We start from the raw sequence: 22,717 nt of genomic DNA, 5'->3' as shown, positions 1-22,717 counted from the left end.
GGTGTGGTATTATATAAAAAAAGGAGTGATATGATGAAAACAAATAAAGTTTCTATTATTGGTGCAGGTTTTGTAGGTTCGACAACAGCTTTTGCGTTAATGAACAGCAATATTGCATCTGAAATCGTAATCGTTGATATTAACAAAGAAAAAGCTCAAGGTGAGGCAATGGACTTAGACCAAGGTCGTGTGTTTGTTTCTCCAGTTAAAATAATTGCTGGGGATTATCCAGAGACTCAGGGCTCCGATATTGTAATTATTACAGCTGGACTGGCACAAAAACCAGGAGAAACACGGATTGATCTTGTGAATCGTAACATTAAAATTTATGAAGAATTAGTTCCAAATATCGTGAAGTATAATCCAGACGCAATTTTACTTGTGGTTTCAAACCCGGTCGATATTTTGACACATATTACTTATAAACTTTCTGGTTTTCCAGCAGAGCGCGTAATTGGTTCGGGAACGGTTTTAGATACAGCACGTTTCCAATCGATGTTAGCGAATAAATTTGAAGTGGATGCACGAAATATTCACGCAAATATTATTGGAGAACACGGTGATAGTGAAATTGCTACGTGGTCCTTAACGACTGTAGCGGGGCTAACCATTGATCAATACTGTGAGAATGTGGGGATTGAGTTTACGGAAGAAACACGTCAAAAAGTTACACACGATGTGAAGACTGCTGCTTATGAAATTATTGATCGTAAAGGTTATACAAACTATGCCGTAGCACTTGCGATAACGCGTATTGTGAATGCGATTTTACGTGATGAGAATTCGATTTTAACCGTTTCAAGCCTTCAAAACGGAGCATATGGTATTGAAGATGTTTATATTTCTGTCCCAACAGTTGTTGGACGAACGGGTGTTAAGCATGTTATTGAAGTTCCGTACAGTTCCAATGAGGTTGAAGCACTCCAAGAATCTGCAGAGATGTTAAGAGAGATTGTTTCACAATCTAATTTATAATAATGAACACCATGTTTATCGTTAACATGGTGTTTTTATGTAAGCGTTTAAGTGAACTTATACGCAAAAAATGAGCATGAAGAGTGCATTTTCTGTCATTTCATGTTCAATTCATGTATAATGATACAGTTATAGGAAAAGAGACGATGTATATGAAAAAAATTATAAATATAGCAGTTATCGCGCACGTTGATGCGGGAAAATCTACATTAGTTGATGCAATGCTTAAATCAGCTGGTGTTTTCCATGAAAATCAAGTTGTTCTAGATCAAGTTATGGACAGCGATGATATCGAACGTGAACGTGGTATCACAATCTATTCCAAAAACTGTAGTGTAAATTATGGTGACATCAAAATTAATATTGTTGATACACCAGGTCACGCCGACTTCTCAAGTGAAGTCGAGCGTATCATTAAAACCGTAGATACAGTTATTCTCCTTGTGGATAGTGCAGAAGGCCCTATGCCACAAACACGCTTTGTACTTAAAAAATCACTTGAAGCCGGTCTGAAACCAATCTTATTAATTAATAAAATTGATAAGCCAGATCGTCGTGTTGAAGAAGTAATCGAGGAAGTTTATGAACTCTTTATGGACCTCGATGCTACGGATGAACAATTAGAATTCCCAATTCTTTATGGTATTGCGAAAAAATATATTGTTCAGAAGACACTTGAAGAAGAAGGAACAAACATTAAACCGTTGTTTGATACAATTGTGGAACACACACCACTTTACCCAGATTATGACAACGATCCATTACAATTCCAAATTTCTTCACTTGCATACGATGAGTATGTTGGACGTTTAGGAATTGGCCGTATTACGAAGGGTCAAGTTAAACGTGGACAAGCAGTCGTTGTAGCGGACAATGATGGAAGTACGAAACGTCAGAATATTTCTAAAATCTTTACATATGATGGGTTAAAACGTGTCGAAACAGATGTAGCTTATGCTGGAGATATTGTACTTGTTTCAGGTATTGATGATATTTCAATTGGTAATACGTTATGTGATGTCAATCATGTTGAACCATTGCCTCCAATTGTTATTGAAGAACCAACACTATCCATGAACTTCATGGTTAATGCTTCGCCATTTGCAGGAAAAGATGGTAAATATGTTACATCACGTAATATTAAAGAACGTCTTGAAAAAGAACTTGAAGTGAATGTGGGGTTACGTGTTGAAGCAACGGAATCCGCAGACTCATTTAAAGTTTCAGGTCGTGGAGAACTTCACTTATCAATCTTAATTGAAAACATGCGTCGTGAAGGCTATGAGCTTGCAATCAGTAAACCTCGTGTTATTACACAAGAAATTGATGGACGTAAATGTGAACCGATTGAAGAAGTTATTGTTGAAGTGCCAGAAAAATATTCAGGAACAATGATCAGCCAAATTAGTTTACGACAAGGTGAACTCACAAATATGGAAGAAGATCGTGGAATGGTAAAACAATTCTGGAATGTTCCAACACGTGGTCTGATTGGTTTCCGTGGTGACTTTATTAATATGACTCATGGTGAAGGAACGATGATTCGTCAATTCCATGGATATGAACCTATGAAGGGTGCAATTTCACAACGTTCAAATGGTTCAATGGTTTCAACTGAAACAGGTAAATCAATGACATACTCAATCTTCAACCTTCAAGAACGTGGTCAATTCTTTATTGGCGCACAAACAGATGTTTATGAAGGAATGATTTTAGGTATTGCAGCTCGTGATACTGATATGGATGTGAATCCAACAAAAAATAAAAAAGCAACAGCTGTTCGTAGTTCAGGACGTGATGAAGCGATGAAGCTAACACCACCGATTCCATTGACACTTGAATATGCTCTCGAGTTCATTCGTGATGATGAACTTGTTGAAGTAACACCGAACTTCCTACGATTACGCAAACGTTATTTAAAAGCAATCGATCGTAAACGAGCAGGACGTTCAGATATTGATTAATCAAGGAGATCGATAATATGAGTTTAGGTAATAAACCATTGAAGTTGACTTTAATTAAAAAATCAAATGAATCCAAGGCGCGTCTTACAACTATTGAAACGCACCATGGAACAGTAGAAACACCAATGTTTATGCCAGTAGGGACCCTTGCAAGTGTGAAATTTCTCTCACCAGAAGATTTACGAAATATAGGATCTCAAGTGATTCTAAGCAACACATACCATCTCTGGCTAAGACCGGGTGAAGAAGTAGTTCGCCAAGCAGGTGGACTTCATAAATTTATGAATTATAATGGACCCATTCTAACAGATAGTGGCGGATTCCAAGTGTTTTCACTGGGTAAGATTCGTACAATTTCTGAAGAGGGTGTTGAGTTTAGAAGCCATCTTAGTGGTGAAAAACTGTTCTTAACACCAGAAAAAGCAATTCAGGTTCAAAATGCATTAGGGCCAGACATTATGATGAGTTTTGATGAATGTCCTCCCTATCCTGCAACCTATGAGTATATGAAAAATTCGGTTGAGCGCACAATTCGTTGGGCTGCTCGTGGTAAAGCAGCACATCAAAATCCCGAGACGCAAGCGTTATTTGGTATTGTTCAAGGTGGTAAGTATGCAGACCTTCGTGAACATTGTGCCAAAGAATTAGTTGCAATGGATTTCCCAGGTTATTCAATTGGGGGAACAAGTGTTGGTGAACCCAAAGATGTTATGTGGCAAATGATTGACCACACCATTGATTTCTTACCGGAAGATAAACCCCGTTATTTAATGGGTGTCGGAAGTGTTGATGCGATATTTGAAGGTGTATTGCGCGGTGTTGATATGTTTGACTGCGTATTGCCTACACGAATTGCTCGACATGGTACTGCAATGACCTCAACCGGTCGTGTTAATATTAAAAATAAAAAGTGGGAGTATGATTTTTCGCCACTTGATGAAAACTGTGATTGCGAATGCTGTCAAAATTATACGAAATCCTATTTACGACATTTAATTCGTTGTAATGAAGGTTTTGGTATGCGACTCTTATCCATTCATAATTTGCGATTCTTATTAAAACTCATGGAAGATATCCGTGAAGCCATTAAAGAAGATCGATTGCTTGAACTTCGTGATCAAGTTTATGAAAGTTATGGAATTACAGGCGATGACCATCCAGGATGGTAATCAAACTAAAAACTTGGTTCATTCGAATCAAGTTTTTTTATGCAATTTTGTGAATTGCACAAAATCGTGTCAGAGCACGGTCTTTATGGTAAAATAGTGAAGATGTAATACGATACAAACCAAGGAGTAAACTATGAATGTAAATGATTTTGATTTTGATTTGCCAGAGGAACTGATTGCGCAAACTCCTGCTGAAAAGCGAAGTGAATCGCGACTGCTTGTTGTTGATGGTATGAACTTGGAAGATAAACATTTCTATAATATTATTGATTATTTAAATGAAGGGGATGTTTTAGTCCTCAACGATACACGCGTTATTGCAGCACGTCTGTTTGGTGAAAAGCCTGAAACAGGTGCACATGTTGAACTTTTAATTTTAAAATTTGAGGGAAAGACGGCGGAGTGTCTTGTCGGAAATGCAAAGGTTGTTAAGTTGGGTACCGAATTAAGTTTTGGTAATGGAAAATTAAAAGCAGTTTGTACACATGTTGGAGAAGAAGGTTTAAGAAATTTTGATCTGGTCTTTGACGGAATATTCTTAGAAATCTTAGATGAACTTGGACAAATGCCACTTCCACCATATATTCACGAACGATTGGAAGATAAAGAGCGTTATCAAACGGTATATTCTCGCGTTCAAGGGAGTGCGGCAGCACCCACTGCGGGGCTTCATTTTACACCGGAGTTGCTTGAAGCAATTGAAGCTAAGGGAATTACAATTGCCCCTGTAACACTTCATGTTGGACTGGGTACGTTTAGACCGGTTAAAGTCGATAATGTTCTTGAACATAAAATGCATAGTGAAGCCTATACGATGTCTCAAGAAACAGCAGAGATTTTAAATGATGCGAGACAAGATGGCCGCCGAATAATTGCAGTGGGTACAACTTCAGTTCGAACATTGGAAACTGTGATGTCAAAGTACGGCACGTTCAAAGAATGCCAAGGTAATAGTGAAATCTTTATTTATCCTGGTTATGAATGGAAAGCAGTGGATGCAATCATTACTAATTTTCACTTACCAAAATCAACATTAATTATGTTAGTAAGTGCATTTATGGGTAAAGAAGCAATCGATCATGCCTATAAACATGCAGTTGATTCAAAATACCGATTCTTCTCATTTGGAGATAGTATGTTTTTAAAAGCACGTAATACGAAGTAGGAGATATTTATGGAACAAACACAAACAACGGATGCTAAGCCAAGTGGTTTTACGCGACTTAAATTATTTTTTAAGCAAGGGGACTATAAGTTTTTAGGAATTATTCTAATGATTCATGTTCTTCTAGGCACAATACATCTTTTTGCCTATAATTCGCTTCATCCACTCTCAAAACTTTTGGCAAATCTTCCGATGATTTTTCAAATTATTATTGTATCGATCTATGGACTTCTGGCATATGCAATTCCTGGATACCTAATTGTCATTGCAATTAAAAATAAGAGTCGAATTTTAAAGAGTGTTGACTTTGCATTAATCGTTTTATTTATGATCCTCTTTATAACCTTTATCGTGCTCTATATTCTATCGTTTTTTGAATCAAGTCGTGTCATATGGATGATTTATAGTTTTGTAAATCCATTAATGGGGACATTCTCTGAGAAGTTAATGCGCATTCATTGGTCGTCCATTTTATGGATTATTTCCGCAGCGGTTCCGTCATTTGGTTTACTGATTGGGATGTATTTGAGACTTAAATGTGAGGGGGTTGTGGAATGAAACGAACATGGTCTGCTTTATTGGTGATTCTTGCCAGTGCTATTGTTTATAAATTTCTTATTTCTGTTTTACCATCCTCATTAGAGAGCATTGCAACGACAATTTGGATGGTGTTGATGCTTGTGATTGGTTATTTCTTAGCACCGCTTCAAAAGAAGAATAATCGATGGGTGGGAAAAGTAGTACTATCCTTTGTGATTATTTGTGTTTTTGGATATCGCTTGAATGTTTTATCAATTCCAGAATTTTCGACATTGCTCAACGCAATTGGTATAACTGGAACCTTTTTAGATATACTCCTCATTTACTGTGGATGGGCTTTTTTTCAAGTTTAATATACGTCAAGAAACAATAAAGAAAGCAATCTTTGTTGTTTTTTTTATCCAACAGGGATAAGTATTCGTATATCTAATTGGGATTGTTGTATAATTAAGGTAGTAGTCGTAGTCAAGTGGTTATGACGCGTCAAGGAGAAATTATGATTGTATCAGGAAAAATTAGTGTTAAGGCAATACTTAAAGAGCGAAAACGTGAGATTGAATATGTAGCAATCTTGGATAAACACAATGACAAGGAATCACGATATGTTGAGCGTATCGCTGAGGGGATTATAATTAAACGATTATCTCGTGATGAGATGGATTTGCTTGCGTCGAATAAAACGCATGGTGGCTATCTTGTCTCATGTGGGAAGCGAAGCAGTGATTCCCTAAGTCATCTACCGAAACAGACCCTTTCATTAATGTGTATTGAAGGCGTTACTGATCCATTTAACCTTGGAGAAATTTGTAGAACCGTCGCATCCCTTGGATTTGACGGTATTATTACTCCAAATTATGATTTTTATGAACATGAAGCAAAGCTAATTCGTGCCAGTGCGGGCGCAAGTGAATCGTTATGGTGGCTTCAAAGTGATGATTTAAGTTCTGACTTGAAATCAATCCAAGCTAAGAATGTAGTAATGGCAGCAGCATATCGCGGAGATGAGAGCGAGTCACTTTTAAACTATAATTTACCAGATCGTGTATGCATCTGTTTAGGTGGTGCTTTAAGAGGTCTTTCGAAGAGTGTGTTAGAAATTAGTGATGTTCATGTACGTATTGATTACGATGCGCGCGTTTCATTAAGCAGTGTTGGTGCATGCAGTGTGTTTGCTTATGAACGCTATCGACAATTGGAGGCGAGAAAATGAAAATTGCTATTGCACAATTAAGAGTAAAAGCAAATCAACCACAGGAAAATTTTGAAGCAATTCAAGCAATTGTAGAAGAATCGATTGGTAAAGCAGACCTGGTTGTGTTCCCAGAATTAGCGGTAGGCGGTTATCTCATTGGCGATCGCATGAATAATCAAGCAAGTATCGATGAGATGATGGTCTATAACGACCGTATACGCTGCTTATCACAAGAGATAGGGATTGTTTGGGGAAATCTTTACCAAAAAGAAGATAAACTCTATAATGCGGCTTTTTTCGCATATCAAGGCGAATGGGTTAAACGTGCAAACCATGAATCCGAAGGTGTATATACAAAGCACCTTCTACCTAACTATGGTGTTTTTGACGATAAAAGATATTTTGATCCTGGAAATCACAACTTTGAACCGTTCATTTTTAAGGGTGATCGTATTAGTATCCAAATCTGTGAAGATTTGTGGGATGATGCAAGTGATTTAAAACCTACCGCGTTAATGATGCAACACAGTCCCGATCTCATGATTAACATCTCATGTTCACCATGGCACAAAAATAAGGAATCCATGCGCTTAGCAGAAATTAAAAGACAGAATTTGGACATACCTTTTATTTATGTGAATGCGACAGGGATGCAAAATAACGGCAAGAATGTTGTACTGTTTGATGGTGGAAGTATGATTGTATCTCCTGAATCGGTGACATATTTGGATGCTAATTTTAAACAGACACTTGATATATTCGATTTAAATTCTCAAGCATCAAATACACCCGACGATGACGATAAGATGTATCATGCATTGATTTCAGCAATTCGTTACTTTGATGAAGAAGCACTACCTTATGGACCAAAGTGGATTGTTGGTGTTTCGGGAGGATTGGATAGTAGTGTGTCCATTGCGTTACTTGTTAAGGCATTAGGGAAAGATCGTGTGGTGGGGGTAACAATGCCTAGCCAGTTCAATCGCGACATAACCAAAAATAATGCATATCATCTCAGTAACGTTTTAGGATTTAAGTTCTTGGAAATCCCAATTGCTGCAATGACCGATGCAACGGTTGAGAGTATGGCGTTTGGTGGCTACAAAGATGTACAAGGACTCGCATTTGAAAATGTTCAAGCACGACTTAGAGGCCATACGCTCATGACCATCTCAAGTCTTGAAAATGGTGTTGTGATGAATAATGGTAATAAGATTGAAGTGGCACTTGGATATGCAACCCTTTATGGAGATGCAATCGGTGCACTCGCCATTTTAGGTGATCTCACAAAAATGGAAGTCGGTATGATTGGTCGTACTTTAAATCGTATTGCAGGTACAGAAATTGTTCCTCAAAATCTGATTCCTACCGAAATGGAAGATCGTGTCGATTGGGAGTTTGCACCGAGTGCGGAACTTGCGCAAGGTCAATTTGATCCTATGAAATGGGGATACCATGATGCGTTGGTCAATGCCCTCATGCATGGACAGTTGGAAGCCATACTTAAATCATATCTCGATCAATCGATTTATAAGTCGGAACTCGGGAAGTATTTAACATCATACGGTTTAGAAAATGGTAAAATGTTTATCGATGATTTAAAATGGGTTCTTAAGACGATGAATACTGCAGTCTATAAACGTGTACAAATGCCGCCGATTGTAATGGTATCAGATTGTGCATTTGGGACACCGTATCGTGAGAGTCAATACGCGCTACATCTTACAGAGACTGAATTGAAATTAATGAATATAATCTATAATCTCTAATTAAAAACCATCCGAAAGGGTGGTTTTTCTTTCAAAAAGTATTGTTTATAGTACTAAATTTACTACTGAAAAGAGTATATTTCAGAATGTATTTACAAATTATGCCATCATATATTATTCTTCAAGTGGAAATCAAGAGGGGGATAAATTATGAAAAAGAAAAAACACCTATTTCCGAAAGTAAGCCTTATGTCATGCTTACTTTTAACCGCAATGCCATTACAAACAGCGTTTGCAGATGCGCCCAATTTTTTAGTTGAGCCTATAGCAGGAACTCAAATCGGAACACTTCCAATCATACCTGGAATTCATGATGATATGATTCAAGAAATGATCGAAGCATATAAAGAACAAACTAAAAAATTAGTGATTCAAAAAATAAAGCCCTTTTTAATCAATGAGGCACAATATCATCGTGATGTTGAGTCAATCAACAATGACATTAATTCATTGATTGAAGAGATTGAATCTGAAGAAAATGGATTGTACGGAATCCATTTAGCACTCAAACAAGAAATTCAGCGTATTGCTGCAGAGTTGAGCTACTATAAGTTTACGCAAGAGGCAAAGTATCTTGAAGATTCTGGGAAATTAACATTTCCGGAATTGGATGAAGCTTATATTGATTTGCTCGTGAACCATAAAACATCACACCGTACACTTGTTAAGTACGAGAATAAGGTTGAAGGAAGAGCACCACTTGAAGCGCTCATCGTCCCGTTAAGAAGTCGATTGAGAACGATTCATGGCCTTTCTTTTGAAGTGAGTCTCCTTCCAGAGACCCACGAGTCATTCTTAGAATACCAAGCTTCAAACATTCAAGATAAAATTGTGGAAGTGAGCCGTGTGCTAGCACAAGGTGTGAGCGAGTTTATTGATTACAAACGCCTTGAAAATCTTATGGAAAAAGAAGTAAATCCATTACTCTTAGAACTCTCTACATTGAGAAGAAATCGACAAATTCAAATGCTACGCGATGTTTATCCAGATTTTGAACAAGCTAATGAATTAGTTGAATCTCTAAAAACAACTCAAGATTCGAAAGAAAAATATAAAAAATTCCACGAACTTCTTGAGTTGTATATTCAAAGGGGAGGTGATATTCGAAAACAAGATGTGTTTCAGAGATTTTATAGAACGTATCAAACCGTAGTTGAGGCAGAAAAAGAAAATCTTCGCGATTACTTAGAATCTAATATCTTTGATTCTCAATTCGTACAAGGAGAAAAAGTAAAGAATAAAGAAGTAAAACTCGTGAATCGAGACGCCTTTTTAAATATGATTCAAAATGCTCGAACGATGGTGGAAATTAAAGGCATTCAGTTAGAACTTGATTCAATCGCTAAATCTTTCCAAAAAGGAAAGGGAGATGGCAAGGTTGAACCTGAAAGTCCTATTAAAGTAGAAAAACCGGGTGATCAAAAGAAACCGGGTGATCAGAAGAAACCAATAGATCAGAAGAAACCAATAGATCAGAAAAAACCGGTGGATGAAGCAAAACCAGAAAAAAATCAAACGCTAAAAGAAGGCTGGAATAAGAAAGACGATAAGTGGTACTATGTTGAGAAATCCGGAGCGGTTGCGAAAGGTTGGAAGAAAGTCTCAAACAAATGGTACTACCTTGAGAAATCCGGCGCAATGGCAACAGGTTGGAAGAAAGTCTCAAACAAATGGTACTACCTTGAGAAATCTGGTGCAATGGCAACAGGCTGGAAGAAAGTCTCAAACAAATGGTACTACCTTGAGAAATCCGGCGCAATGGCAACAGGTTGGAAGAAAGTTTCAAACAAATGGTACTACCTTGAGAAATCCGGTGCAATGGCAACAGGTTGGAAGAAAGTTTCAAACAAATGGTACTACCTTGAGAAATCCGGCGCAATGGCAACAGGCTGGAAGAAAGTCTCAAACAAGTGGTACTACCTTGATAACTCAGGAATGATGGTTACAGGTTCAAAGACCATTAATGGGAAAAAGTATACATTTAAAAGTGATGGAAGTTTAAAATAGACGGTAAAGCCGTCTATTTTTTTTATCAATTTATGAAAGTCGGATTTGTATAAATATTTATACATTTTTTTAAGTAAATGTATTGCACAATAAAAAAAATAGGAATATACTAATAAATGAACATTGTTCATTATATCGATAGTGAACTACAATATGTAATATTTTTGAAACATCTTTAATGTGAGGGTTTAATAAAATAACCTAAACTTTGATGTGCTAAGATATGCATAGATAAGAAAGAGGTTAGTATATGAAACGAGTCCTAAAAAATTTAAAACCATTCTTAGGTGCAATACTCATTTCAATTGCGTTCTTGTTTGTCCAAGCTTTCGCGGATTTGAAGTTACCAAATTACATGTCTCATATCGTTAATGTTGGTATTCAACAAAATGGTGTTGAACATGCAAGTCCCGATGAAATAAGCAAAGATGGTCATGACTTAATTGTAGCGATATTGCCACAAGAACAAGGTAAAGCATTCTCATCATCATATGAGATGAGTGGTGATCGATATGTTATTAAACAAAATATTGATCGCGAAGCAACAGATATTCTTGTAGGTGAGAGTGTTTGGACCTTAATGAATCTTGGTGAAGGTTCAGGCTCAGAAATGCCTGCATTGAGTGGTCAAATCACAGATGATTTTGACATCAAACAAATGTATGCTTTAACACCAATGTTCCAATACATGGATCCTGCAACCAAAGCATTAGCATATGAAAAGGCTGCCGGGATGGAAGACAGTTTGAAAGAACAAACGGGTGTCGTTTTCGCGAAAATGTTCTATGAAGAACTCGGAAAAGACATTCCAACAATGCAAAATCAATATATCTTAAAAAAAGGTGGCGGAATGATCGGAATTACGATTATTGGTATGATTGCAACCATTGCGGTAGCATTCGTATCTGCTAAAATCGGATCTGGTTTTTCTAAAAATCTCCGTAAAGAAATTTTTGAAAAAGTTCAAAGCTTTTCTTCGGAAGAGTTTGATAAGTTTTCATCATCATCGATGGTCGTTCGAACTGTCAATGATGTAACACAAGTTCAACAGATGATAACAATGGGAATTCGGATGTTCTTCTATGCGCCAATTATGGCAATTGGTGGAATTATTATGATTTCTCAACGAGATACATCGATGACATGGATTATCGTCGTAACATGTGCTGCCCTCCTCGCATTTTTAGTTGTTATTTACTTTGTGGCGGTACCTAAGTTTAAGGTTATGCAAAAATTTGTTGATCGATTGAACTTAGTTTTTAGAGAAAATCTAAGTGGTGTTATGGTTATTCGTGCATTTGGAAACAAAGATTTTGAAAATAAACGCTTTGATAAAGCAAACTCGGAACGTGCAGATCTTGCGCTCTTCATCAACCGTGTGATGTCATTGATGATGCCGCTGATGAACTTCCTTATGAATGCGACAATGCTTGCCATCATTTGGTTTGGTTCACATCAAATCTCTGAAGGAATCCTTCAAATTGGGGATATGATGGCGTTCATGCAATATTCAATGCAAATTATTATGTCATTCTTAATGATCGCAATGATGTTTATTTTTGTACCACGTGCTGTTGTATCATTGAATCGTATTAATGAATTGCTTAATACAGAAAATACAATTCATGAGCCAATTGAAGCAAAAACATTTAACGCTTCAGAACGTGGACTCGTTGAATTTGAGAATGTAGACTTTAAATATGGTGATGCGGATGAATATGTACTTCATGATATAAACTTCGTGGCAAAACCAGGAGAGACAACTGCATTTATCGGTTCAACCGGATCCGGTAAATCTACCTTAATTAACCTAGTACCACGATTCTATGATGTCACTTCGGGTACCGTTAAGGTGAATGGAGTCGATGTTAAAGATGTATCAACCCATGATTTACGTGAAGAAATCGGATATGTACCTCAAAAAGGTGTGCTTCTTACAGGGACCGCAAAATCAAATCTTGTCTACGGTAAAGAAGATGCAACAGATGAAGAAGTAACGAAGGCACTTGAAATTGCGCAAGCAAATTTCATCCTTGATAAAAAAGATGGACTTGATTATGAAATTGCCCAAGGTGGTACAAACGTATCAGGTGGTCAAAAACAACGTCTAAGTATTGCGAGAGCACTTGTAAAAGATGCATCAATCTTTATTTTTGATGACAGCTTCTCAGCTTTAGACTTTAAAACAGATCAACTTCTACGTAAATCAATTCATGAAAACTTAAATCATGCGACCCTGCTTATTGTTGCCCAACGTGTCAACACAATTATGGATGCAGACCAAATAATCGTTTTAGATGAGGGACGAATTGTTGGTAAGGGGACTCATAACGAGTTATTGAAAACCTGTCCAACTTACTATGAAATCGCATCATCACAATTATCGGAGGAGGAATTAAACTATGAATCAAAATAAAGCTTCAGTAAAACCTTCGAAACCAGAAAATTCTAAAGCAGTTCTTAAAAAAATGATTGCACTCATTAAACCATACAGTGTAAAAATGATTGTTGTGATTATCTTTGCGTTGTTATCCACAATCTTCGCGATTGTGGGTCCAAAAGTAATGGGTCAAGCAACGACCGTTTTATTTGAGGGATTAATGGCGAAAGTACAGGGAGTTGGCTCGGTTGATTTTGATAAAATCAAAGGAATCGTGTTATGGCTACTTGGTATCTATCTTGCAAGTTTACTCTTTAGTTATATTCAAGGGTGGATTATGGCACGTGTATCACGTGACTTAACATACAACCTTCGTAAACGTATGCATGAAAAAATCGAGAAACTACCGTTAAAATATTTTGATGGAACGACAACAGGGGAAGTGCTCTCCCTTGTTACCAATGACATCGATGTCATCGATCAGAACTTAACAAGCAGTATTACTCAAGTTATTACATCCATCACGACGATTGTAGGGATTCTCTACATGATGTTCTCGATTAACTGGCAAATGACCTTAGCGGCATTATTGGTCTTACCACTCTCCTTTGGACTTATCTTCTTCATTATGTCGAAATCACAAGTGTTCTTTAGAAATCAACAAAAATATCTAGGATCCCTTAATGGTCATATTGAAGAAATGTATGGAAGCCATGTTGTTGTGAAAGCATACAATGGTGAAGCACGGTCAATTGCAGAATTTGATGATCACAATAATAATCTTTACGATGCAGCTTGGAAGAGTAGTTTCTTTTCCGGGATGATTCACCCAATTATGAACTTTGTTGGGAACTTCGGTTATGTTGTGGTAAGTATTCTTGGTGGTTATTTTGCTTCCGGCGGAATTATTAGTGTAGGGGATATTCAGTCTTTCATTCAATATATGAGAAGTTTTATGAACCCGATTGCGCAATTGGGTAACTTGTCTTCTACGTTCCAACAATCTCTTGCTGCTGCGGAACGTGTCTTTAACTATTTAGAAGAACCTGAAGAAGTTGAAGATGCAGATACCGTTATTGATGTAAGTAAGGTAGAAGGTCATGTTTCCTTTGAAAATGTTAATTTTGGATATGATCCAGATGTAACGATTATTAATAATTTCAGTGCCGACGTTAAGCCAGGTCAAAAGATTGCGATTGTAGGTCCAACGGGCGCTGGAAAGACAACGATTGTTAAACTTTTGATGAGATTCTATGACGTAACTTCCGGATCGATTAAGGTTGATGATCATGATATTCGTGATCTTAAACGTGAGGATCTTCGTAATTTAATTGGGATGGTTCTTCAAGATACTTGGTTGTATAGCGATACCATAAATGAAAATATTCGCTATGGTAAATTGGATGCAACGGATGAAGAAGTCCACGAGGCAGCTATGAAGGCTCAGGTTGATTACTTTGTACGTACACTACCAGAGGGCTATCAAACTGTTCTTAATGAAGAAACGACCAATATCTCTCAAGGACAAAAACAACTCTTAACGATTGCACGTGCGATTCTTGCGGATCCAAAAATCCTCATCCTTGATGAGGCTACCAGTTCCGTAGATACACGTACAGAGGTTCTGATTCAAAAAGCATTGGATGTTTTAATGGAAGGACGCACAAGTTTTATTATTGCGCACCGTCTATCAACAATTCGAAACGCTGATTTAATCCTTGTTATGGATAAAGGGGATATTGTTGAAAAGGGAAGTCATGATGAGTTACTTGCTCAAAATGGATTCTATGCAACACTTTACAACAGTCAATTTTCAGAAGAAGACTAGGGAATTTTCCCTAGTCTTTTTTATTGGAGATGCGAATGCAAAAAAAAATGAGAACGTTAGTTCTCATTCAAAATAATCTTGGGCAATAACGCCGGTAACTTCAGGAATTTCATCCATGAGTAAGGCTTCAACACCGCCTTTTAAAGTATAATCGATTAATCCACAGCCGATACAAGCACCGAGGAGTTTAACGGTAACAACACCGTGCTCATCAACACTGACAAACTCCATGTCACCGCCATCACGTTGGATGTAGGGACGTATTTTATCGAGAGATTCAATAATGCGTTCTTCTAGGGTCATGATGGTATCCTCATAAAGTAGAGTAGTGAAGCAGTAATAAAGCCTAGTAAAAAGCCACCAACGACCTCAACCCATTTATGGCCGAGGACTTCTTTTATTTTTTGTCTATAAATTGGATTCTCTAATGTTGTTTGTGTTAAGACTTCAATATCCTGAATTAATTGTTTGGTAATTTTAATGTTTTGTCCGGCGTAATAGCGTACATTCGCAGCATCATAAATCACTGTTAATGAAAAGACAAGTGAAATAAAGAAATATTGCGAAGAAAAGCCAGATTGGTATCCAAGTGCAAGTGTTAAACCAATAACAAGAGCGGTATGGGAACTTGGAAAGCCACCACTTTCAAAAATCATACTTAAGTTCTTTTCGCCTGTTTTTAAATAGTGGAAAAATGGTTTTAGAACTTGAGCTAAAATATTTGCAACAAGTGCAGAAACAATGGGGTAAAAATTATCGCTCATGTGGTCACCTCTTCGGAAGTTATTATATCATACATTAGATACTGTGTTATAATAACAATGTTATTGAGGTAGAGATTTATGAAAAGAATGTATATGAACGGACAGATTGTTGAGGGGACCATTACAGGAATTCAGCCTTATGGAGCCTTTGTCTCAATCGATGAAAATACAACTGGATTAATTCACATATCTGAAATTTCAGATGATTTTGTGCGTGATATTCGCCAATTTGTGAGCCAAGGTGAACGTATCATTGCGAAAATAATTGATGTGAGTGAAGGACCACATCAATTACGACTCTCGTTGAAAGCATTGAATTACTCTTCACGTAAAGATCGTCAGTCAAAAGATCACAAGAGACCTTTAGTCCCAAGTGATTCCATTGGCTTTGAAACGCTTGCGGATATGATGCCTCAGTGGTTATCGGAAAAGGAGAATCCAATGATTAGAGTAGATTTAAAACATGCTTTATTAGAAGAAGATGTATTAAGTTATCAAGACGATGTGAGTCGTATTCATGAAATGATTCATTCACGAAGCGGTAAAGGTAATGATTACCTGGGTTGGCTTGATTGGGCAGAACGCTATGATGTTGAAGAGTTTGCACGTATTAAAGAATGTGCAAAACGCATTCAAGATCAAGCTGACGTTTTACTTGTTTGTGGAATTGGCGGTTCTTATTTGGGAAGTCGTGCGGCGATTGAAATGATTCAAGGGCCTTTCCCAAAAAATGATTTAGAGATTATTTATGTTGGGAATACATTCTCATCAACTTCTGTAGTTCGTATTTTAGACTATATTAAAGATAAAGAAGTTGCATGTAATGTAATTTCCAAATCCGGTACTACAACCGAAACAGCATTAGCATTTAGAATGATTCGTCAATTTATGGAAGAGAAATATGGCGCAGATGCTTCTAAACGTATCTATGCAACAACGGACAAAGAACGAGGACTTTTAAAACCCCAAGCAGATGCCAAGGGATATGAATCGTTTGTAATCCCAGATGATATTGGGGGTCGTTTCTCAGTTATTACACCTGTGGGATTATTACCAATGGCAGCAGCTGGCTTAGATATCGATAAGTTTATGGCTGGTGTTAAGAAAGCAACATTTGAGTTAAATAATCCTGATTTATCTGCCAACCCTGCATATGTATACGCTGTTGTACGTCGTATGCTTGAGAAGCAAGGGAAATCAGTGGAAATGTTTGTTAGTTATGAATCACACCTTGTGTTTCTTGCGGAGTGGTGGAAACAACTTTTTGGAGAATCAGAAGGAAAAGACGGAAAAGGCTTGTTACCTGCAAGTGTAAACTTCTCAACCGACCTTCATTCAATGGGGCAATTTGTTCAAGACGGGAATAAAGTTTTATTCGAGACTGTTGTTCTTGTGGATAAACCTATTGCTGATATGGTCGTTCCGACTGAAGAAGATGACTTAGACCAAATGAATTATTTGGCTGGTAAGAGTTTGCACTGGATTAATGAGAAAGCATTCGAAGGAACTTTAGAGGCACATGAAGTAACAGGTGGTGTGCCCAATGTTCTTATTCATCTTGATGAAGCCAATGAAGAGAACTTAGGTTATGCGATGTACTTCTTCTTTAAAGCACTTGCAATGTCGGTGTATATGTTGGATGTGAATCCATTTGATCAACCCGGTGTTGAAGTTTATAAGAAAAACATGTTTAAGCTTTTAGGTAAATAATAAAAAACCACCAATCTGGTGGTTTTTTATTATTTATTTATGATTCCATTCGAATTGAAGTTGAAGGGAATTTTTTAATTAAGGACAGGCACAATTGCCTTAATTAAACCTTTTGTTGAAAAAGGAAGTTGTGTTTAATCGATAACTTAGATGAGATTAAACGATTTGAGTATTAGAATCAATCATCCTACCAAAGATGATATCATACTGAATTAAATCAAAATCTAATTCACAAGAATATTATATAGTAGGATTTATTATGTGAATCAACAAAAACATGAATTCAGACACAATCAGCCTCTATTTGTATCGTGTTAAACACGAACAGCACAAATATGTGAAATTAATAATAAACTTCCACAAATTCAATCTAAAACACGTTATCAATTTTGTTGTTCTTTTAACTCAGTTTTCTTAGCACGTGAAAAGTCAATGTGACAATATCCACCAGGATTCATTTCTAGATAATCTTGATGCTCTTCTTCAGCCCTTGTGAAGTTTAAAAGTGGAAGCACTTCAACTGCAAGTGGTTTTGAATATTGCTCTTGATATGCAATTAATAGGGATTCAAGATGTTCGTAATCACTCTCGTGTTCAAAATAGATTCCAGTACGGTATTGTGTCCCGATATCATTACCTTGTTTGTTGAGGCTGGTAGGATCGATAATTCGAAAAAGGTGATCGACGATTGCATCAAGAGAGATGACTGCATGATTGTATTGAATCATTACAGCTTCTACGGCCCCTGTGTTACCTGAACAAACATCACGATATGAAATGTCTTCTTGATTACTGTTTGCATAACCCACAGCAGTATTCTCAATTCCTTTTAACCGCTTATAATATTCTTGAACTCCCCAGAAACAGCCACCGGCTACAAATATTGTTCGTAATTCTCGTGTATATGGATTTCTCATTGTAGTACCTCCTATGGTTAAAAGATACCATAACTCCAGTGTATTTCTAAAGCAAAAGGCACTTTGAAGTGCCTTAAACCCAGTGGTCTATGCTGGGATAGAATACGATCATGGAGTCGATTGTATTCTATGAGCGTGTGCTCTATTTAATAATATAGTGTATAATCGTTATAATATGATGAAGGAATTGTTAATTTTACGTTAAAACGTGATTTATGATACAATGCTTAAATGGAGGAATTACTATGAGTGAATTAATAAATTTTAGAGATTTTGGTGGTTACCCGACAAAAGATGGCCGAAAAATTAAGACGGGTATTTTCTATCGTTCTGGTTCATATCGTGATTTGACAGAAGCGGATCGTGCTTACGTTAAAACATTAAACATTCAAAATTTACATGATTTTAGAGAACCAACAGAGTTGGATAAGGATGAACGTAAAGAAGGACTTGCAAAGAATGTTCATGATATTTCCGCATCATTACATCTTGGAGGGTTTGAAGAAGATCCAAGTGTTCCGTATACTGTTTTATCTTCCGAAAGTATGATTGAGTTTTACGAAAAATTACCTTTTTCAAATCCTGCATATCAAAATGTTTTTAAAGTGTTACAGGAAGACAATGCTGTTCCTTACTTACATAATTGTACTGCTGGAAAAGATCGCACCGGTGTCGCAACTGCATTAATCCAATTAGCGCTCGGTATGCATGAAGATGCAATTATTTATGATTACATGCTTTCTATGGAAGCTTATGACGCAATCTTTGAAAACGAAGTGCGTCGTCTTAAAGAAGGACGTACTGTGGAAACATTACTATATAAAGTTCCAGGACTCATTATTAAGCCGGGCTATTTAAAGAGTGCACTTTCAGCTATCCTTGAAAAATATGGATCATACGAATCCTATTTCGAAGAAGAGTATGGATTGGATGCTGATAAACTTGCAGCGATGCGCGATCGTTACACTGAGCGATAACATAATCTAACATAGTTTTAGAGTATCAATAACACAATTATTTTGTATACTCTAGGTGTAAGAAGAAATCTTACCTGTATGAACCTCTTCTCCAAAATATTCATATCCCCTTATGAATAACAACAATAATAATATTCATACAGAATTCTTTCCCCTTAATATAAAGAAAGCACCTTAGTTCGCTAAGGTGCTTTCTTTATATAAAGATATCGTTTACCCGTTCAGTTTTTTCTGAGAATTCATCACGGTATTTTTCGGCGATAATGGCCTCACCTTTTTGGAGTGATGCTTGAACATCAATAATTCGTTGGTTTGTAGAACCTCTGAACAGCGCAGCGAGGTTTTTCTTTTTTATTAAAAAGCGTCCGTCAATGAGAATGTCTAATTGTGAAAGAAATTTTTGTACAAAAGGATCTCGATGACGTAAGAGTGCTTCAAAGGTGTAACCGCTGTATGACCATAAGTTGTAGCCTTCTTCTTTTAGTCTTTTCGCAATGAAATAAAGTTGTTCAGCCTGGACAAAGGGTTCACCACCAGAAAAGGTCACTCGTTTTAAATCAGCTCGAAGAATTTGTTGAATCACTTCGTCAACTTCAATAAGCTCACCACCATCGAAAGGAATGGACCTTTGATTATGGCATCCAGGACAGTTGTGAGGACAGCCCTGTGTAAAAACTACAGAGCGTATCCCTTCACCGTCCACAATGGAGTCTGAAATAAATGAAGCCAATCTAATTTTCATAGCGATGTTTAACTCGGTCGTGTTCTTCAGAACGTTTTGCATCATTAAAGCGATCTAGAGTCCCAACAAGATACCCGGTAATCCGACGGATGCGTTCAAATCCATAATCACCGTCGTTTTCAAGTCGTCCACAACTTGGACATTCTTCGTTAATGATTCCTGTATAACCGCAGATTGGATCGCGATCAACGGGATGGTTGATTGCACCATATCCAATTTCGTTGTCATGCATCATACGCACGACTTCTTCAAATGCTTCAAGATTTTGGGTCGTGTCCCCATCAAGCTCTACATAAGTGATATGACCACCATTTGTGAGTGCGTGGTAAGGTGCTTCAATTGCCAATTTATCTTTGATAGAAATATCATAATAAACAGGAACATGGAATGAATTTGTATAGTATGTACGGTCAGTAACTTCTGGAATTGATCCGAAAATTGAACGATCAATACCAACAAATCGACCTGATAAACCTTCGGCTGGAGTTGCAATGAGTGAGAAGTTAAGTTGTTCTTCTTCAGTGTATTTATCGGCTAAATCACGCATAAATCCAACGATTTCAAGTCCAATACGTTGGGACTCAGGACTTTCACCATGATGTGCACCCGTTAACGCTTTTAGACATTCTGCAAGACCGATAAATCCAAATGCAAGTGAACCGTGTTTTAATACTTTACGTAGGTTGTCTTTAGGCTTAAGATCTTTTGAATTTTTCCAAACCCCTTGACCCAATAAAAATTTAAAATTCGATACGGATTTACTACATTGAATTTCGAAACGCTCAAGCAATTGATCTTTCACAAGTTCCATAAGGTGTTCAAGTTCTTTATAGAAACCATCAAAGTCCGGTTCGTCATGATTCAGAATTCCATGCTTGATTCCAAGTCTCACAAGATTAATAGATGTGAAGCTTAGGTTACCACGGCCGGTTACTTCTTCGTGTTCTGGATCTGTAACATCTCCCATTACACGTGTACGACAGCCCATATACGTGATTTCAGTTTCATAACGACCATCTTTGTAATATTGTTTATTAAATGGTGAGTCAATAAATGAGAAATTTGGGAAAAGACGTTTTGCGGATGTTTTAATTGCAAGTTTAAACAAATCATAGTTTGGATCTTCAGGATAGTAGTTGACACCTTCCTTAATTTTAAAGATGGAGATTGGGAAAATAGGTGTTTCCCCCTTACCGAGTCCCTTATCAAGTGCTTTAAGGTAGTTTTCCATAACCATTCTACCTTCAGGTGTTATGTCCGTTCCAAAGTTTATTGAACTAAATGGAACTTGAGCACCTGCACGAGAATGCATGGTGTTTAAGTTGTGGATAAATGCTTCCATTGCTTGGAATGTAATACGATCAGTAGTTCTTAGAGCCTTATCATAAGCCTTATCCACCAAGTTCATTAAGACATCATTCTTTTTCATGAGGGGTTCAAACGCTTGGATGTCAACGGTGATTGATGGCAGCTGGTCAATATGCTTAATAACTTTCGAAAAATCAACTTCGTCGAGGTGTTCTGTTATTTCTAAAAAATCATAAAGCTTTTGTTTGAATTGTTTTTTAAAGGTCGCAAGCACACCAGGAGCCATATAATAATCAAATGCAGGAATACTTTGTCCTCCATGTTGGTCATTTTGGTTTGATTGAATTGCGATTGCGGCCAATGCGGCATACGAAATGATATCCTTTGGTTTGCGTAAGTGTCCGTGTCCTGTTGAAAAGCCATCCTCAAAGAGTTGTTCTAGATTAATTTGGTTACAGGTTGTTGTTCCCATGGGTAAGAAATCCATATCATGAATATGAATTTGTCCAGCATCATGGGCTTCATAGTAATCCTCACTCATTTGATAAGCTTTTGCGAATTCTTTAGAAACGGTTGAGCCAAACTGCAACATCATCCCCATTGGACTGTTTCCATCAACATTAGCATTCTCACGCTTGGAATCTTCATCGACGGCCTCTTTTTGGTTTAATTTTTCAATTGCCTTCAAAAATTTATGCTGTTTAGAGATGAAAATTTTTCGTGATTCATTTCGACGATTACGGTATTGGGAAAATGATTCGTAAACATCAGTATAATTTTGACGGAGTAGTTCACGTTCAATTAAGTCTTGAATATGTTCAATGGAAATATAGTCTTCATGCACTGCGATTTCTTCGATTTGTTTTAAAACCTCCATGTAGACGTGGTTTGCATCATCGTTTGAATATTTATTTGATTCGAGTGAATCAAAACCTTTTTTGATTGCAATTGCAATTTTCTCGCCATTAAATTTCATTTTTTGATTATCACGCTTTAGTATCGTGATTTTATCTAGGTGTTCTAATCCTTCCATTTTTACCTCCTACAGTATTTTGATCACGGACTTTTATCCATGATTATCTTGTATATCTATCATACATTTAGATAGAAATCTTGCCAAGATGAAATGGGGTCGCAATCGATTAGTACACTACTTCACAAGTAAAAGCGTATAATATTTAATGATAATCGTTATTAATTCAAGAAACATTCATGTTTTTTCTTGTTTTTTTAGGTTATAATGCCTTATACAGTGTATAAATGAAAATCGTGAAAATATATGATGATTATCATTGTGTGATATAATCAAA

At 36.9% G+C, this 22,717-nt stretch carries 18 protein-coding genes and 1 pseudogene; 14 read left to right on the top strand and 5 right to left on the bottom strand.

The window, feature by feature from the left end:
* Window positions 1-33 precede the first annotated feature (33 nt).
* The 11 genes from EPJ90_RS01815 (at window position 34) to EPJ90_RS01765 (ending at window position 14,989) form a co-directional block, all read left to right on the top strand.
* Complete coding sequence (locus EPJ90_RS01815) at window positions 34-975, top strand: L-lactate dehydrogenase (protein WP_161637576.1); 942 nt, start codon at window positions 34-36, stop codon at window positions 973-975.
* Window positions 976-1,127: 152 nt separating this feature from the next.
* Entirely contained in the window at window positions 1,128-2,939 is a 1,812-nt protein-coding gene (gene typA / locus EPJ90_RS01810) for a translational GTPase TypA (RefSeq protein WP_161637575.1), read from the top strand.
* Window positions 2,940-2,956: 17 nt separating this feature from the next.
* The gene (gene tgt / locus EPJ90_RS01805) at window positions 2,957-4,108 is read left to right on the top strand and encodes a tRNA guanosine(34) transglycosylase Tgt (RefSeq protein ID WP_200542503.1); all 1,152 of its coding nucleotides are present in this window, start codon (window positions 2,957-2,959) and stop codon (window positions 4,106-4,108) included.
* Window positions 4,109-4,241: 133 nt separating this feature from the next.
* On the top strand, window positions 4,242-5,273 hold the full coding sequence (gene queA / locus EPJ90_RS01800; RefSeq protein WP_200542502.1) for a tRNA preQ1(34) S-adenosylmethionine ribosyltransferase-isomerase QueA: 1,032 nt from the start codon (window positions 4,242-4,244) through the stop codon (window positions 5,271-5,273).
* A gap of 9 nt (window positions 5,274-5,282) precedes the next feature.
* Window positions 5,283-5,831: a hypothetical protein gene (locus EPJ90_RS01795; protein ID WP_125163810.1), complete on the top strand. Its 549-nt coding sequence runs from the start codon at window positions 5,283-5,285 to the stop codon at window positions 5,829-5,831.
* On the top strand, window positions 5,828-6,166 hold the full coding sequence (locus EPJ90_RS01790) for a hypothetical protein (protein WP_200542501.1): 339 nt from the start codon (window positions 5,828-5,830) through the stop codon (window positions 6,164-6,166). The genes EPJ90_RS01795 and EPJ90_RS01790 overlap by 4 nt, the downstream gene beginning before the upstream one ends.
* Before the next feature lie 122 nt (window positions 6,167-6,288).
* Window positions 6,289-7,023: a TrmH family RNA methyltransferase gene (locus EPJ90_RS01785; protein WP_244660364.1), complete on the top strand. Its 735-nt coding sequence runs from the start codon at window positions 6,289-6,291 to the stop codon at window positions 7,021-7,023.
* A complete protein-coding gene (gene nadE, locus EPJ90_RS01780; RefSeq protein WP_200542500.1) occupies window positions 7,020-8,774 on the top strand; it encodes an NAD(+) synthase in 1,755 nt (584 codons plus the stop codon). Before EPJ90_RS01785 ends, nadE begins: the two co-directional genes overlap by 4 nt.
* Window positions 8,775-8,924: 150 nt before the next feature.
* Entirely contained in the window at window positions 8,925-10,781 is a 1,857-nt protein-coding gene (locus tag EPJ90_RS01775; protein ID WP_200542499.1) for an N-acetylmuramoyl-L-alanine amidase family protein, read from the top strand.
* Between the two features lie 250 nt (window positions 10,782-11,031).
* Window positions 11,032-13,197, top strand: a complete 2,166-nt coding sequence (locus EPJ90_RS01770; RefSeq protein ID WP_200542498.1) for an ABC transporter ATP-binding protein — start codon at window positions 11,032-11,034, stop codon at window positions 13,195-13,197.
* On the top strand, window positions 13,184-14,989 hold the full coding sequence (locus EPJ90_RS01765; protein ID WP_161637567.1) for an ABC transporter ATP-binding protein: 1,806 nt from the start codon (window positions 13,184-13,186) through the stop codon (window positions 14,987-14,989). Before EPJ90_RS01770 ends, EPJ90_RS01765 begins: the two co-directional genes overlap by 14 nt.
* A 63-nt stretch (window positions 14,990-15,052) precedes the next feature.
* Here the strand turns inward: EPJ90_RS01765 and EPJ90_RS01760 are convergent, their stop codons facing one another.
* Window positions 15,053-15,292, bottom strand: a complete 240-nt coding sequence (locus EPJ90_RS01760; RefSeq protein WP_161637566.1) for a NifU family protein — start codon at window positions 15,290-15,292, stop codon at window positions 15,053-15,055.
* The gene (locus EPJ90_RS01755) at window positions 15,289-15,753 is read right to left on the bottom strand and encodes a divergent PAP2 family protein (protein ID WP_125163801.1); all 465 of its coding nucleotides are present in this window, start codon (window positions 15,751-15,753) and stop codon (window positions 15,289-15,291) included. Before EPJ90_RS01755 ends, EPJ90_RS01760 begins: the two co-directional genes overlap by 4 nt.
* 78 nt (window positions 15,754-15,831) lie before the next feature.
* Here EPJ90_RS01755 and EPJ90_RS08535 point away from each other — a divergent pair.
* Together EPJ90_RS08535 and EPJ90_RS01750 are read left to right on the top strand one after the other, a co-directional pair.
* Window positions 15,832-16,170 (top strand): annotated as a pseudogene (locus tag EPJ90_RS08535) (S1 RNA-binding domain-containing protein); the annotation flags it as partial.
* 24 nt (window positions 16,171-16,194) lie between these two features.
* Window positions 16,195-17,463 (top strand): glucose-6-phosphate isomerase, encoded by a 1,269-nt coding sequence (locus EPJ90_RS01750; protein ID WP_237558329.1) that lies wholly within the window; start codon window positions 16,195-16,197, stop codon window positions 17,461-17,463.
* A 383-nt stretch (window positions 17,464-17,846) separates the two neighbouring features.
* Here the strand turns inward: EPJ90_RS01750 and msrA are convergent, their stop codons facing one another.
* On the bottom strand, window positions 17,847-18,380 hold the full coding sequence (msrA, locus tag EPJ90_RS01745) for a peptide-methionine (S)-S-oxide reductase MsrA (protein ID WP_200542497.1): 534 nt from the start codon (window positions 18,378-18,380) through the stop codon (window positions 17,847-17,849).
* Window positions 18,381-18,625: 245 nt separating this feature from the next.
* On the opposite strand from msrA, the gene EPJ90_RS01740 reads away from it, so the two are divergent.
* Entirely contained in the window at window positions 18,626-19,357 is a 732-nt protein-coding gene (locus EPJ90_RS01740; protein WP_125163798.1) for a tyrosine-protein phosphatase, read from the top strand.
* Between the two features lie 196 nt (window positions 19,358-19,553).
* Here the strand turns inward: EPJ90_RS01740 and nrdG are convergent, their stop codons facing one another.
* Window positions 19,554-20,099, bottom strand: coding sequence for an anaerobic ribonucleoside-triphosphate reductase activating protein (gene nrdG / locus EPJ90_RS01735; protein ID WP_161637239.1), 546 nt, complete (start codon window positions 20,097-20,099; stop codon window positions 19,554-19,556).
* Window positions 20,089-22,440, bottom strand: coding sequence for an anaerobic ribonucleoside triphosphate reductase (locus tag EPJ90_RS01730; RefSeq protein ID WP_161637237.1), 2,352 nt, complete (start codon window positions 22,438-22,440; stop codon window positions 20,089-20,091). Before EPJ90_RS01730 ends, nrdG begins: the two co-directional genes overlap by 11 nt.
* Between the last annotated feature and the right edge of the window lie 277 nt (window positions 22,441-22,717).

The sequence above is a fragment of the Erysipelothrix sp. strain 2 (EsS2-7-Brazil) genome (assembly GCF_016617655.1).
GTDB lineage: Bacteria > Bacillota_I > Bacilli_A > Erysipelotrichales > Erysipelotrichaceae > Erysipelothrix > Erysipelothrix piscisicarius.
Note: the sequence above shows the minus strand (reverse complement) of the source record. Positions and strands in the feature narration are given on the sequence as shown.

Bases quoted from the DNA above. Each gene is read 5' to 3' on its own strand.
- EPJ90_RS01815 (WP_161637576.1), top strand. From the start codon at position 34: ATGAAAACAAATAAAGTTTCTATTATTGGTGCAGGTTTTGTAGGTTCG.
- typA (WP_161637575.1), top strand. From the start codon at position 1,128: ATGAAAAAAATTATAAATATAGCAGTTATCGCGCACGTTGATGCGGGA.
- tgt (WP_200542503.1), top strand. From the start codon at position 2,957: ATGAGTTTAGGTAATAAACCATTGAAGTTGACTTTAATTAAAAAATCA.
- queA (WP_200542502.1), top strand. From the start codon at position 4,242: ATGAATGTAAATGATTTTGATTTTGATTTGCCAGAGGAACTGATTGCG.
- EPJ90_RS01795 (WP_125163810.1), top strand. From the start codon at position 5,283: ATGGAACAAACACAAACAACGGATGCTAAGCCAAGTGGTTTTACGCGA.
- EPJ90_RS01790 (WP_200542501.1), top strand. From the start codon at position 5,828: ATGAAACGAACATGGTCTGCTTTATTGGTGATTCTTGCCAGTGCTATT.
- EPJ90_RS01785 (WP_244660364.1), top strand. From the start codon at position 6,289: ATGACGCGTCAAGGAGAAATTATGATTGTATCAGGAAAAATTAGTGTT.
- nadE (WP_200542500.1), top strand. From the start codon at position 7,020: ATGAAAATTGCTATTGCACAATTAAGAGTAAAAGCAAATCAACCACAG.
- EPJ90_RS01775 (WP_200542499.1), top strand. From the start codon at position 8,925: ATGAAAAAGAAAAAACACCTATTTCCGAAAGTAAGCCTTATGTCATGC.
- EPJ90_RS01770 (WP_200542498.1), top strand. From the start codon at position 11,032: ATGAAACGAGTCCTAAAAAATTTAAAACCATTCTTAGGTGCAATACTC.
- EPJ90_RS01765 (WP_161637567.1), top strand. From the start codon at position 13,184: ATGAATCAAAATAAAGCTTCAGTAAAACCTTCGAAACCAGAAAATTCT.
- EPJ90_RS01760 (WP_161637566.1), bottom strand. From the start codon at position 15,292: ATGACCCTAGAAGAACGCATTATTGAATCTCTCGATAAAATACGTCCC.
- EPJ90_RS01755 (WP_125163801.1), bottom strand. From the start codon at position 15,753: ATGAGCGATAATTTTTACCCCATTGTTTCTGCACTTGTTGCAAATATT.
- EPJ90_RS01750 (WP_237558329.1), top strand. From the start codon at position 16,195: ATGATTAGAGTAGATTTAAAACATGCTTTATTAGAAGAAGATGTATTA.
- msrA (WP_200542497.1), bottom strand. From the start codon at position 18,380: ATGAGAAATCCATATACACGAGAATTACGAACAATATTTGTAGCCGGT.
- EPJ90_RS01740 (WP_125163798.1), top strand. From the start codon at position 18,626: ATGAGTGAATTAATAAATTTTAGAGATTTTGGTGGTTACCCGACAAAA.
- nrdG (WP_161637239.1), bottom strand. From the start codon at position 20,099: ATGAAAATTAGATTGGCTTCATTTATTTCAGACTCCATTGTGGACGGT.
- EPJ90_RS01730 (WP_161637237.1), bottom strand. From the start codon at position 22,440: ATGGAAGGATTAGAACACCTAGATAAAATCACGATACTAAAGCGTGAT.